Genomic DNA, 12,921 nt, shown 5'->3' with positions numbered 1-12,921 from the left:
CTTCCGGGTCAGGCGGCGCTGGGCCGCTGCGGTCTGTTGCTTCGGGCAGTGCCCGACGGCGGTGGGTGCGCCTCGTGGTGGCGCGCACCCACCGCCGTGGCTGCCGTCACTGGGCGGCGTCGACCGCGTCCTGGATCTGGGCCATGTAGTCCTCGGGCGAGATGCCGCCGTCGACGAGGCTGCCGGCGCTGAGTCCGGCGGCGTCACCGAAGCGCTGGTCGAACGGACCCTCGAGCCAGATCACCGCGTCCTGGGCGTCCACCATGCGCTCGGTGATCTCGGCGACGAGCGGCTCAACGCCGTCGACCTCGGTGTTCTGCACGAACCCGGAGATCGCGCCCTGGTTCTCCAAGAGGCTGGACCCGTAGTTCTCGGCGATGCACGCGAGCCAGGCGCCGACCTTGTCGTTGTACAGGGAGGCGGACACGGCGGTGACGGTGCCGGTGTTGGCCGGGTAGTCGTCGATGCTGCCCGCGCCGCCCTCCACCTCGGGGAACGGGAAGAAGCCGATGTTGTCCACGCCGATGGTGTTCTGCTCCTCGTCGTAGACGTTGGACAGCACCCACGAACCGTTGTACATCATGGCTGCGGTGCCGCCGAAGAACTCGGCCGTGACCGTGTCCATGTCCCGGGAGACGATGCCCTGCCCGAAGTAGCCGGCCTCGCCCAGCGTGGCGAGCTCCTGCGCGGCGATGAGGTAGTCGGGGTCGGTGAAGCTCGCCGAGCCGTCGGTCACCTGGGCGAGCGCGTCCACGCCGTTCGCCCGGGCGAGGTAGGTGCTGATGTACCGGGTGATCGTCCAGCCCTGCGCACCGGACGCGGTCAGCGGCTGCACGCCGGCCGCGTCCAGGGCAGCGGCGGCCTCGGTGAACTCCGCCCAGGTGGTGGGCACCTCGAGGCCGTTGTCGGCGAAGATCTGCTTGTTGTACCAGAAGCCCTCGATGTTGTACTGGAACGGCAGCGAGACCATGTCCCCGTAGATGGCGTTGACCGTGGAGGCGGCGGCGGGCAGCACGTCCTCCCAGACGCCCAGGTCGGTCAGGGTCTCCTCGAGCTCGAGCAGGGCGCCGGACTCGTACATGTCGCCGCCGACCTTCGACTCGCTCGTGGGCGAGACGAACATGACGGGCAGCGCGTCCTGGCTCGCGAGGACCGAGACCCGCTGGTTGACGTCGGCCTGCGGGATGGTGTCGACCACCAGCGGGAGGGCCTCGTTCTCGGCGGCGCACTGGTTCTCACTGAGCCGGGTGAGCTCGTCGCGGATCTGCGGGTTCTCCACGGTGGTCAGGAAGGTGAACTCGGTGGCACCACCCTGATCGTCACCGCCCCCGTCAGAGCCTCCACCCGAGTCCCCGCCGGCCGGCGCGCAGGCGACGGCGAGCAGCGAGAGCGCGGCGAGCCCGGCCATGGACGGGACCAGGCGCGCCCGCCGGCTACGGATTCTTGCGGACATGTTTCCTCCTTGAAACGGGTGCTGCGGGGGTGCGAGTGAAGCGATTCAACGGCGAGCGTAGGTCGGCAAATCACCGACTGTCAAGTCTGTGCGCTATTGAATAGATATGCGCCGCGCGGTCTGGCCGCTGCCACACCCCGCCGAGCCGGTCCCCCACCCCACGCGACGACGGCCCGGGCGCATCACGCAACCGGGCCGCCGTCGAGGGAGTGTCGCTAGTTCGACGCGTCCCAGGCGGCCTGGTAGATCTCGAGATAGCGGTCGCTGCCGCTCGCGATGAGAGCCTCCTGGAACGCCTGCCAGTCGGCGTCGTTGTCGATGTCGCGCACGCCGGTGACGAACTCGGCACTGGCCTGCAGCACGAGCGACTCCACGTTGGTCTGCACCGTGGACAACTCGGAGGAGTCCGCGTCGGGGATCCAGAGGTTCCAGTACGGGAACGCCTCGGTCGGACTGTTCGCGGCATACGGCTCGGTCGCCTCGAACAGACGACGCTCGTACCCGGCGAGGTCGTACACGTCCTCCGACACCACCTGGGCGCCGCGGAACTCGGTGCTGCCGTAGTACTGCGCGAGCGGGCCCCAGGCCACGTTGGCGTTCTGGCTGGCCTCGGCACCGCTGAGCCGGTGCCGCACGTACAGCGGCTCGAGCGCTTCGTCGAGCGCGACGTCACCCTCGGCGGGGCGGTCCCAGGCGACGCCCTCCTCGCCCCATTCGGCCCGGAGGTGGTTGTCGTAGTCGATCATCCAGTCGACGATCTGCACCAGGCTGGCGGCGTCGGAGTCACTGGCGTTGTTCGTGATGACGAGCGTCGCACCCGGCACGGACGAGAGCAGCTCGGAGGCGGGCGAGCCGTTCGGCCCGGTCAGCGGAGCGACCGGGTCGTACTGCGCGTCGCGGCCATCCTCCTGGCCGATGGTGACGAACACGCCGGGGTGGCCGACCGTCGCGGCCCCGAGGATCGGGTCGCCGGCGACGTCCCCCAGCGCGAGGAGCGCGTCCTGGTTCTGGGTGAACGCCGCCTCGTCGACCAGCCCCTCCTCGTAGAGGGAGTTCACGTACTGCAGCCCCTCCCGCCAGCCGTCCAGGGTCGCCTGCAGGGTGACCGTGTCACCGTCCAGCGCGAGCGAGGCCGGGATCGAGCCGTCGGTCGTGGAGGAGGGCACGTAGACGAACGGGTTCATCAGGAACGGCATCACCGAGTTCGCGCCGGGCGAGCCGGAGAGCGGGACCTCGTCGGCCTGACCGTTGCCGTTCGGGTCCTGGTCCCGGAAGGCCGACAGCACCGCGCGGAGCTCGTCGGGCGTCGTCGGCTGCTCCATGCCGACCGCGTCCAGCCAGGCGGAGTTCAGCCAGAGCTTCGAGGGATAGCTGCAGTGGAAGCAGTCGTTCCATTGCGGCAGCCCCCAGACGTTGCCGTCCGGCGAGGTCGCGAGTTGCTCCCACTCGGGGGTCTCCTCCCAGGCCTGGAGCAGGTTCGGTGCGTTCTCCTCGAGCAGGTCACCGAGCGGCCGGACCACGCCCTGCTCGCCGAACTTGAGCAGCTCGGCCTGGGTGAACTGGTCGACCCAGGGGATCATCAGGAACGCGTCCGGGTAGTCACCGCTCGCCAGCGCGATCTGACGCGCCTCGGACGCCGCCCCGGCATCCCAGGTGGTGGTCTCGAACTGCAGGTCGACGTCGAACTCCTCCTCGAGGAAGAGCGTGAACTCGTTGGTGTTGAGGTCCGTCTCCGCGCCCTGCTGGCTGAAGATCGTGATGACTCCGTCGTCGACGGGCTGCTCCGCCTGCGGCGCGCACGCGCCCATGGTGAAGGCCAGTCCGCCGACGGCGACTATCGCCGTCGCGGTCCGGTTGCGGCGTGTCATGTGGTGCCTCTCTTCGTCGTGAGGTGGTGCCGCCGGGGGTCGACGGCTCGGGGGGTGTTGGGTCGGGGTCAGCCCTTCACGGCTCCCAGGAGCAGACCCTTGGTGAAGTAGCGAGCCACGAACGGGTAGATGAGCATCATCGGGACCGTGGAGACCACGATGAGCGAGTACTTGAGCAGGTTCGCGAGTTGTTGCCGCTCCAGCGACGAGGTGGCGTCGCCACCGGCGTCGTTGTTGAGGATGAGGATGTTCCGGAGCACCAGCTGCAGCGGGTACAGGGCGTCGTCGCGGAGGTAGATCAACGCGTCGAAGTAGGAGTTCCACTGCACGATCGCGTACATGAGGGCGATCACGGCGAGCATCGGCGCGGAGAGTGGCAGCACCACCTTCCACAGGATGCGCAGGTCGCTCGCGCCGTCGATCTCACCGGCCTCGCGCAGTTCGTCCGGGATCGCGGTCCGGAAGTAGGTGATCGCCAGGATCGCCGGCCACACGGCCACCGCGTTCGGGATGAGCAGCGCCCAGCGGGTGTCGAGCATCCCCATCGCCTGGACCACGAGGTAGGTGGGGATCAGGCCGCCAGCGAACAGCATCGTGAAGACGACGGCGCCGGTGAGCACCTTCCGCCCGACGAAGTCCGCACGCGAGAGCGGGTAGGCGAGCATCACGGTGAGCGTGACGCTGATCGCCGTGCCCACGATGGTGTAGAACAGCGAGTTCGCGAACCCGCTGAGGATCTGCGGGCTGCTCAGCGCGACCTGGTAGCCGCGCAGGGTGAACTCGACCGGCCACAGGAACACCCGGCCGGCGGACACCGCAGCGGGGCTGCTGAACGAACTGACCACGATGTACCAGAGCGGCAGCAGCACCACGAGCAGGAACGTGGTGAGCAGGATGTAGACGCCGACCAGGAAGAACCGGTCCACCCGCGACTCGCGCACCTTGGTGGGCCGGCCGGCCCCGCGGATCCTCGTTGCGATGCTCACCAGAGTCCACTCCCCGTCACGCGCTTCGACACGGCGTTCACACCGAGCAGCAGCACGAGGTTGATCGCCGAGTTGAACAGCCCGACGGCTGTGGCGAGGCTGAAGTCGGCGTTCTGGATGCCGATCTTGTAGGTGTAGGTGGCGATGATCTCCGACTGCGACAGGTTCAGCGGGTTCTGCAGCAGGAACGCCTTCTCGAACCCGACGGCCATGATGCTGCCGACCGAGAGGATCAGGACCACGACCACCGTTGGCATGATGCTCGGCAGGTCGACGTGCCAGATCTTCTGGAGCCGGTTCGCGCCGTCGACCTTGGCCGCCTCGTAGAGGCCGGGGTCCACGCCGGCGAGCGCGGCCAGGTAGATGACCGCCGAGTAGCCCGCGGTCTGCCACACCTCGCTCCACACGTACACGTGCCGGAAGAAGTCCGGCTGGGCCAGGTAGTCGGTGGCGGGCAGTCCGAAGAAGCCGGTGATCCCGCTGAGGAGCCCGATCCGGGGCGAGAGGATCAGGATCGCCATCGAGACGACGATGACCGTGGAGATGAAGTACGGCGCGTAGGTGACCATCTGGACCGTGCGCTTGAAGAACCGGGACCGGACCTCGTTGAGGGCGAGAGCCAGGATGATCGGGATCGGGAAGCTCGCGATCAGGGCGTACAGGCTCAGCAGGAACGTGTTGCTGACGATGGTGCCGAAGACCGGGTTGGAGAAGAACCGTTCGAAGTGCTCCAGGCCAACCCACGGACTCGCCCAGATGCCGGCGATGACGTTGTAGGCCTTGAACGCGATGACGGCGTTCGCCATCGGCACGTACTTGAACAGGGCGAAGTACACCAGCGGAGGCAGCACGAGCAGGTAGAGCTGCCAGTGCCGCCGGATCGATCTACGCATCCGGCCCGGCCGACCCCGACGGTTGGCCGGCGGCGTGGACACCGCTGCCGCCGCCAGTGGTGTCGGCGCCATGGGTGTTCCCACGCCCGTCTGTACCACCGCTGAGTGCTCCTCTCGATGACCTCGGCCCGTCGCGCCTGCCGCTGCCGCCTTGGGGCGGGCCTGGGGTGCACTCTGACCTCGTCGTCCGGTGAATCGTTTGTCTGGATGCTAGCCACCAGATCGGCGGCGGCGCAACCCCATCGGCAGATCCGGCATAGACTCTATGGAATCAGGTGTTGCCAGATGGCCCATCGGACCGTCTATGGTGTCTCTCACCCAGTAAAATCGATTCTCCGAGGTGACAGTGTCGTCAGTGTTCTCGTCCGAGGTGTCGCCGAGCCCGGCGACGCCATCGGCACACCCGGTCCACCGGCTCGAGTTCGCGAGCCCGGCCGCCGAATGGGTCGAGGCGGCGCCGCTCGGCAACGGCCGCCTCGGCGCCATGGTCTACGGCCGCGCCGAGCAGGAACTGATCTGGCTCAGCGAGGGATCGGTCTGGTCCGGCCCGGGCCGCCGCCCCGAGCCGCACCCGGTCACCGCGGACGTGGCCGGGGCCGCCATCGCGGCCTCGCGGGCGGCGATCGCGGCGGGAGACCATGTGGCCGCCGAGGAGGCGCTGCACGCGCTGCAGCACTCCTACCCACAGTCGTTCCAACCGCTGGCGAGGCTGCGCCGGACCGTGGGCGCCCCGGCGCCCGAGCCGGCGTCGCAGGCCGAGGTCCTCCCCGAGCAGGACCGGGTCGACGGCCCGGAAAGCTCGGCAGGCCACGCGCGCGGCCTGGACCTGCGCACCGCGCTCGCTTGGACCCGCGCCGCCGGCGTGCACCAGCAGGCCTTCGTGAGCGCTCCGCACCAGGTGCTGGTGCTCGAGGTGTCCGCGGCGGACCGACCGGTGTCCTTCGTGCTCGACTCCCCGCTACGCCTGGAGCACGCCGAGGCCGACGGCGCCGAGGCCTGGGCGGTGCTGCGGGCGCCCGATGACGTCGTGCCCGCCTACCAGCGCGAAGCCGACCCCGTGCGGTGGGCGAGCGACCCGCGCGGCGTACAGGCCGCCGTCGCCATGCGTGCGATCGGCGGCACGGTCCGCAGCCGCGCCACGCCGGACGGCGTCGTGATCGAGGTCTCCGGAGACGCCACCCTGATCCTGGCCGTGCGGACCACCTTCACCCGGCTCGGACACGACCCCGAACAGGATGTCGGCCCCGCACTGGCGCGGGCCCGGCAGCTGTGCCGGGACGCCGTCACCGCTGGGGTGGACCGGCTGCGGGAGGACCACGTCACCGCCCACTCCGAGCTCTACGACCGGGTGGAACTGCGGCTCGGCACGGGTTCGGAGCCGGCGGCCGGCACCCCGGCGGACACCGACGCGCTGCTCGACGCGGTCGCCGACGGCGCCGGCGCCCGTGCCGGTGCGGCGCCCGAGCTCCTCGCCCTGCTGTTCCAGTACGGCCGCTACCTGCTGATCTCGAGCTCGCGGCCGGGTGGCACCCCCGCGAACCTGCAGGGCATCTGGAACCAGCAGCTGCAGCCGCCGTGGAGCTCGGACTTCACGATGAACATCAACCTCGAGATGAACTACTGGCTCGCCGAGACGACCGGCCTGCGCGAGTGCGCCGAGCCGCTGTTCGACCTCGTCGACGCGTTCGCCGAACGGGGCCGGGAGCCGGCGGAGCGGATCTACGGGTCGTCCGGCTGGGTGGCCCACCACGCCAGCGACATCTGGGCGTTCGTCGAGCCGATGGGTGACGGCACCCACGACCCGGCCTGGGCGTTCTGGCCGTTCGCCGGCGTCTGGCTGACCACCCACCTGATCGACCGGGTCACCTTCGAACGCGACGACGACGCGGCCCACCGCTTCTTCCCCGTCCTGTGCGGCGCGGCCCGGTTCGTCCTGGACTGGCTCGAGCCGCGCCCCGACGGCACGCTCGGGACGTCTCCGTCCACCTCACCGGAGAACCGGTTCGTGGTGCCCGGCACCGACCGCGTCTCCTCGGTGGCCGCCGACTCCACGATGGACCTCGAGCTGTCCCGGCACCTGCTCCGCTCGTTGCTGCGGCTGGCCGACGAGTACGGCCTGCGCGCCGACGCCGCGGACCTGTGCCTTGCGGCCGAGGCCGCGCTGCCCCGGATCGCCGAGCCCGGCGTCGACGACGACGGGCTGCTGCGCGAGTGGGCCGACCTCGACCGGATGGCCGACCCGCACCACCGCCACATCGCCCACCTGGTCGGCATCCACCCGACGGATGTGCCGCCGTCGGCCAGGCTCGCCGCGGCCGCGAGCCGCAGCCTGGACGCCCGCGGCGACGAGGGCACCGGCTGGTCCCTCGCCTGGAAGACGGCGATGCGGGCCCGCCTGCACGAGCCGGAGGCGGTCGGCCGGCTGCTGGACCTGTACGTGCGCCGCAATGTCGAGATCGAGCCCGGACCGGGCGGCGGGCGGTGGCGCGGTGGCCTCTACCGCAACCTGTTCTCCGCGCACCCGCCGTTCCAGATCGACGGCAACCTCGGCATCGTCGCCGCGCTCGCCGAGTGCCTGGTGCAGTCGCACGCCGGCTACCTCGACCTGCTCCCGGCGCTGCCCCCGGACCTGCCCGACGGCGAGGTGCGCGGTCTGCGCGCCCGCGGCGGCCTGGTCGTGGATCTGCAGTGGCGCGCCGGTGAGCTCACCGAGGCCCGGATCACGTCCGGCTCGGACAGCCCCCGGACCGTGCGTGTGGTCCTCGGATCACATGAGCGCGTCCTCGACCTTCCGCCCGGCCGGACCGTGCGCCTGACCACCACAGACATCTCCCAGGAGCGAGCGTCATGACAGCCTCCCAGCCAGGACCGCCCCGCCCGTTGGACGGCTTCCTGGTCCTCGACTTCAGCCAGTTCCTCGCCGGCCCGGTGGCCGCGCTGCGGCTGGCCGACCTCGGCGCACGGGTCATCAAGATCGAGCGCCCCGGCGTCGGGGACATCGGCCGGGGGCTCGCGTTCGCCGGTGCGCACGCGGGCGCGGACACGGTCTCCTTCCACGCGATGAACCGCGGCAAGCAGAGTGTCGCCGCGGACCTGAAGGACCCGGACCAGCTCGCGTTCGTGCGCCGGCTGGTCGAGCAGGCCGACGTCGTCGTCGAGAACTTCCGCCCGGGCGTGATGAAGCGGCTCGGACTGGACTACGACACCGTCCGCGCGCAGAACCCGGGCGTGGTCTACGGGTCGATCACCGGGTACGGCGACGACGGGCCGTGGCGGGACCGGCCCGGCCAGGACCTGCTCGCCCAGTCGATCGCCGGCCTGCCGTGGCTGCAGGCCGACCCTGAGCCGAGCCCGGTGGGTATCGCGATCGCCGATCACCTCGCCTCCTGCCACCTCGCCCACGGCATCACGGCGCTGCTGCTGCGGCGGCTGCGCACCGGCATCGGCGGGCAGGTGCAGACCTCGCTGCTCGAGGCGATGCTCGACCTGCAGTTCGAGATGCTGTCGGTGCGGCTGACCGAGCCGGGCGCCGTGGGTGCCCGGCCGCGTGGTCCGCACAGCGCGCACACCTACCTGCCCGCCCCGTACGGCGTCTACCCCACCGCGGACGGCTACCTCTCGATCGCGATGAACCCGGTGCCGCAGCTCGGCGCCCTGCTGCAGATCCCCGAGCTCGTCGAGCTGACCGAGCCCGAGACCTGGTGGGAGCAGCGCGGTCGCATCGAGACCCTGATCGCCGACCGGCTCAGGACCCGCAACACGGCGGACTGGCTCACCGTGCTCGACGCCGCCGACGTGTGGTGCGCACCGCTGCACACCGTGGACGAACTCGTCGAGCACGAGGGCTTCCGCGCCATCGACATGGTTCAGACGCTCGAGCGCGACGAGCAGGACGGCACCCGCACCGAGGTCACCACGACCCGGCTCCCGATGCGCCTGGACGGGCAGCGGCTCTGGGGCAGCGACGCGGCACCACTGCTCGGCGCGGACACCGACCAGGTCCGGGCCGAGCTGGCACCGGACCGCGAGCCCGTGGCCGGGAGCGTCCCGTGACCGTGCGCCTGCGCGGCATCACCTGGGACCACGAGCGCGGCCGGAACAGCATCGAGGCCGCCTCCCGTGCGTACGCCGACGCCGGGCACGACGTCGAGGTCGAGTGGGAGGCCCGGTCCCTGCAGGCCTTCGCCGACCAGGGCCTGGAGTCGCTGACCCGCTCCCACGACCTGCTCGTCATCGACCACCCGCACATCCCGCAGGCCGCCGCGGCGGGCCTGCTCGCGGCACTGCCCGACGGCGAGGGGCCGGCCGCGTTCGTCGGTCGCTCCGAGGAGAGCTACCGCTGGCAGGGCGCCCGGTACGGCCTCGCGATCGACGCTGCCGCGCAGGTCGCGGCGTACCGGCCGGACCTGCTCGCGGAGCCGCCGCGCACCTGGCCCGAGGTGCTCGACCTGGCCCGCACGGGCGCCGTGCTCTGGCCGGCGAAGCCGATCGACGCGTTCGCCTCGACGTTCACGCTCTCGTCCGGGATGCAGGGCGCCGACGCCGGCCGGGCCACCTTCGCCGACCCGGCCGCCTTCGCGCAGGCGTGGGACCTGCTCGGCCGGCTGCGTGATCTGGTCCCGGTCGAGTGCCTGGCCGAGAACCCGATCCAGGTCGCCGACCGGCTGTCCGGCTCGGACCGGTGGGCCTACGCCCCGCTGCTGTACGGCTACAGCAACTACGCGCGGACCGGCTTCCGCGACCACGTCCTGCGCTGGACCGATATCCCCGAGATCGACGGACAGCCACGCGGATCGATGCTCGGTGGCGCCGGCCTGGCCGTGTCCGCCCGCACCGAGCACCCGGCGGAGGCGATCGCGTTCGCGACCTGGGTCGCCACCGGCGAGGTCCAGCGCGGTGTCTATGCGCGCGCCGGCGGGCAGCCGGGTCACGTGGCCGCCTGGGCCGACGCCGACCTCGATGCGCTGACCGGAGGTTTCTTCGCCGGCACCCGCCGCACCCTTGACCGGGCCAGCCTGCGACCGCAGCACCCCGGGTACATGTCCGTGCAGGACGCCGCCTGCGAGCGGGTGCACCGTGGCCTGGTGGCTCGTGAGCGTGCCACCGAAGTGCTGGCGGACCTGGACCGGATGTTCGCGTCGTTGGGAGTGCAGCATGCAGGTCGTTGACCGATACCTGGAGGAGTACGCGGTCGGGGAGGTGCGGCGCACGCTCGGACGCACCATCACCGAGGCCGACGTGGTCCTGCACGCCGGGCAGACCGGCGACTTCTTCCCCCACCACATGGACGAGCGCTGGTGCGTGCAGGAGGCCGGGCTGGCCGGCCGGATCGCACACGGCACGCTGATCCTCTCGGTCGCCGTCGGGATGACCGCGGGCGACGTGAACCCGCAGGCGATGAGCTACGGCTACGACCGGATCCGGTTCATCAAGCCGGTGTTCCTGGGGGACACGATCACCGTCGAGGCCGAGATCGTCGAGGTCGCCGACCACCCCCGGCGCCCCGAGCTCGGCCGGGTCGACGAGCGGGTGACGGTCACCAACCACGACGGCGATACGGTGCTGTCCCTGGTGCACCTCTATGTCGTCAACAAGCGAGGCGAACGGCCGTGATCGACGCCCACCTGCACGTCTGGGACCGTGCCCGGTCCTCCTACCGCTGGCTCGACGCAGCCCCGGAGCCGCTGCGTGCCGACCATGACCTGGCCACGGGCCTGGCGGCGCAGGAGCCGTACGGCGTGCGGCAGGCGGTGCTGGTGCAGGCCGACGAGACCCTGGACGAGACCGCCTACCTGCTGGAGCTGGTCGCTGCCGAGCCGCGCCTGGCCGGGGCCGTGTGCTACCTCCCGCTGGAGGACCCGGCGACGGTGGCGCAGCAGTTGCCGGCGCTGCGGGCGACCCCCGGCTTCGTGGGGGTCCGCAACCTCACCCACGACCGCCCCGACCCGGACTGGATCCTCGGCGCCGACCAGCGCCGCAGCCTCGCCCTCCTCGAAGCGGCCGGTGTGCCCCTCGACTACGTGGCCGTGCTCCCCCGGCACCTGGAGAACCTGGTCACGCTCGCCGGCGAGCACCCCGGGTTGACCATCGTGCTCGACCACCTGGGCAAGCCGCCGGTCGGGCTCGACGGCGACTACCTCCGCTGGGCCGACCAGCTCGCCGAGGTAGCGGCCCGACCGAACGTGGTCGCCAAGGTCTCGGGGATCTACCGCACCGACACCGGCGAGGCAGTGACGACCGAACAACTGACGGCGGTCCTGGCCACCGCACTCGCGGCGTTCGGACCGGACCGGCTGATGCTCGGCAGCGACTGGCCGGTGAGCACCGTCTCCGGCGGCGCCGACGCCACGATGAGCGTGCTGACGTCCACCGTCGACGCACTCCCGCAGCAACAGGCGCGGGCCCTGCGCCACGACACCGCCACCCGGGTGTACGGGCTGGCGCCCCGATGCTGACCGAACGCGAACCGGATCCGGCCTACCTGGCCGGACCGCCGAGCGACCCGCTGCCGATCGTCGTGGTCGGCGCCGGCGGCATCGCCCGGGACGCGCACCTGCCCGCCTATCGCAGGGCGGGCCTGCCGGTGGCGGCCGTCGTCGACGTCGACACCGAACGCGCCGCCGAGCTCGCCGACGCGTTCGACATCGCGATCACCCACTCCGGTATCGAGGCCGCGGTCGCGGCCCACGGCAGCGGCGTCGTCTACGACGTCGCCGTGATGCCCGACGCGTTCGCGTCGATCCTCGAGGCACTGCCCGACGGCGCGGCGGTGCAGCTCCAGAAGCCGCTCGGCTACACCTACGGGCAGGCGCGCGCCCTGGTCGACATCGTCGAGCGCAAGCGCCTCACCGCCGCGGTGAACACCCAGCTGCGGTTCGCGCCGCACGTGGCCGCCGCGCGCCGGCTGATCGCCGACGGCGTCATCGGCGAGCTCATCGACCTCGAGGTGCTGGTGCGGGTCGAGACCCGCTGGGAGCTGTTCCCCAGCGTGTTCGGGCTGGAGCGCATGGAGATGCCGATGCACTCGGTGCACTACGTCGACCTGGTGCGCTCGTTCGTGGGTGACCCGAGCGGAGTCAGCGCCGTCACGGTGCCGCACCCGCACAAGCGGCTGGCCAGCACCCGGACCGCGTACCTGCTGCACTACGCGGGCCGGCCGCTGCGGGTGACGATCAGCACGAACCACGACCACACGTTCGGTTCAGAGCACCAGGAGGCCGCCGTCCTGTGGCACGGCACCGACGGCGCGATCCGGACCCAGCTCGGGCTGCTGCTGGACTATCCGCGTGGTGGGCCGGACCTGCTCGAGGTCAGCACCGGCACCGGCTGGCAGACCGTCGACGTCGAGGGCTCCTGGTTCCCGGACGCCTTCATCGGCACGATGGGCGCACTGCAGCGGTACGTCACCGGGGCCGCCACCACGCTGCCGACCGCGGCGAGCGACGTGCTGCGCACCATGGCCGTGCTGGAGGCGGCGCACGAGGCGAGTCGGGCCGGCGGCCACCCGCTCCCGTGAGCCGACCCACCGCCGTCGCGCTGGCACAGGCGTCCGCCGCCCCGCACCCGCCCTCCGCCGCCCCGCAGCCGCGCTCCACCGCCGACCTAGCACGCAGGCCCCAGAGATCGCACCTGTTCGTGTGCGATCTCAGCGCGGCACGTGCTAGCTCGGCGGGGTGGGCGCGGCGCGACCCGGCAGCTGCGAGACCAGCGGAGCGGGCCCG

10 protein-coding genes are annotated in these 12,921 nt (G+C 71.3%); 6 read left to right on the top strand and 4 right to left on the bottom strand.

Going from position 1 to position 12,921, the window contains the following annotated elements; genetic code table 11:
* Positions 1-106: 106 nt before the first annotated feature.
* The 4 genes from GKS42_RS03265 to GKS42_RS03250 form a co-directional block, all read right to left on the bottom strand.
* Positions 107-1,453, bottom strand: a complete 1,347-nt coding sequence (locus tag GKS42_RS03265; protein ID WP_154792544.1) for an extracellular solute-binding protein — start codon at positions 1,451-1,453, stop codon at positions 107-109.
* A gap of 215 nt (positions 1,454-1,668) precedes the next feature.
* Positions 1,669-3,321, bottom strand: coding sequence for a type 2 periplasmic-binding domain-containing protein (locus tag GKS42_RS03260; protein ID WP_154792543.1), 1,653 nt, complete (start codon positions 3,319-3,321; stop codon positions 1,669-1,671).
* A gap of 68 nt (positions 3,322-3,389) precedes the next feature.
* The gene (locus GKS42_RS03255; RefSeq protein WP_174791026.1) at positions 3,390-4,307 is read right to left on the bottom strand and encodes a carbohydrate ABC transporter permease; all 918 of its coding nucleotides are present in this window, start codon (positions 4,305-4,307) and stop codon (positions 3,390-3,392) included.
* On the bottom strand, positions 4,304-5,200 hold the full coding sequence (locus tag GKS42_RS03250; RefSeq protein ID WP_232847903.1) for an ABC transporter permease: 897 nt from the start codon (positions 5,198-5,200) through the stop codon (positions 4,304-4,306). The genes GKS42_RS03255 and GKS42_RS03250 overlap by 4 nt, the downstream gene beginning before the upstream one ends.
* A gap of 355 nt (positions 5,201-5,555) precedes the next feature.
* Here GKS42_RS03250 and GKS42_RS03245 point away from each other — a divergent pair, with 355 nt between their 5' ends.
* Genes GKS42_RS03245 through GKS42_RS03220 form a run of 6 tightly spaced genes read left to right on the top strand, consistent with a single transcriptional unit; the run spans position 5,556 to position 12,716 of the window.
* On the top strand, positions 5,556-8,051 hold the full coding sequence (locus GKS42_RS03245; protein ID WP_168217734.1) for a glycosyl hydrolase family 95 catalytic domain-containing protein: 2,496 nt from the start codon (positions 5,556-5,558) through the stop codon (positions 8,049-8,051).
* Positions 8,048-9,253, top strand: a complete 1,206-nt coding sequence (locus GKS42_RS03240; protein WP_154792540.1) for a CaiB/BaiF CoA transferase family protein — start codon at positions 8,048-8,050, stop codon at positions 9,251-9,253. Before GKS42_RS03245 ends, GKS42_RS03240 begins: the two co-directional genes overlap by 4 nt.
* A complete protein-coding gene (locus tag GKS42_RS03235) occupies positions 9,250-10,368 on the top strand; it encodes an extracellular solute-binding protein (RefSeq protein WP_154792539.1) in 1,119 nt (372 codons plus the stop codon). The genes GKS42_RS03240 and GKS42_RS03235 overlap by 4 nt, the downstream gene beginning before the upstream one ends.
* Positions 10,355-10,813 (top strand): MaoC family dehydratase, encoded by a 459-nt coding sequence (locus GKS42_RS03230; RefSeq protein WP_154792538.1) that lies wholly within the window; start codon positions 10,355-10,357, stop codon positions 10,811-10,813. Before GKS42_RS03235 ends, GKS42_RS03230 begins: the two co-directional genes overlap by 14 nt.
* Positions 10,810-11,655 (top strand): amidohydrolase family protein, encoded by an 846-nt coding sequence (locus tag GKS42_RS03225; protein WP_154792537.1) that lies wholly within the window; start codon positions 10,810-10,812, stop codon positions 11,653-11,655. Before GKS42_RS03230 ends, GKS42_RS03225 begins: the two co-directional genes overlap by 4 nt.
* Positions 11,649-12,716, top strand: a complete 1,068-nt coding sequence (locus tag GKS42_RS03220; protein ID WP_154792536.1) for a Gfo/Idh/MocA family protein — start codon at positions 11,649-11,651, stop codon at positions 12,714-12,716. The genes GKS42_RS03225 and GKS42_RS03220 overlap by 7 nt, the downstream gene beginning before the upstream one ends.
* Positions 12,717-12,921: the final 205 nt, after the last annotated feature.

Source organism: Occultella kanbiaonis (assembly GCF_009708215.1).
In the GTDB taxonomy this organism is placed as follows: domain Bacteria; phylum Actinomycetota; class Actinomycetes; order Actinomycetales; family Beutenbergiaceae; genus Occultella; species Occultella kanbiaonis.
The sequence above is the reverse complement of the archived record's forward strand: the minus strand, read 5'-3'. Positions and strand labels throughout refer to the sequence as shown.

Coding starts and splice junctions, on each gene's coding strand:
- GKS42_RS03240 (WP_154792540.1), top strand. CDS start 8,048: ATGACAGCCTCCCAGCCAGGACCGCCCCGCCCGTTGGACGGCTTCCTG.
- GKS42_RS03250 (WP_232847903.1), bottom strand. CDS start 5,200: ATGCGTAGATCGATCCGGCGGCACTGGCAGCTCTACCTGCTCGTGCTG.
- GKS42_RS03260 (WP_154792543.1), bottom strand. CDS start 3,321: ATGACACGCCGCAACCGGACCGCGACGGCGATAGTCGCCGTCGGCGGA.
- GKS42_RS03265 (WP_154792544.1), bottom strand. CDS start 1,453: ATGTCCGCAAGAATCCGTAGCCGGCGGGCGCGCCTGGTCCCGTCCATG.
- GKS42_RS03230 (WP_154792538.1), top strand. CDS start 10,355: ATGCAGGTCGTTGACCGATACCTGGAGGAGTACGCGGTCGGGGAGGTG.
- GKS42_RS03220 (WP_154792536.1), top strand. CDS start 11,649: ATGCTGACCGAACGCGAACCGGATCCGGCCTACCTGGCCGGACCGCCG.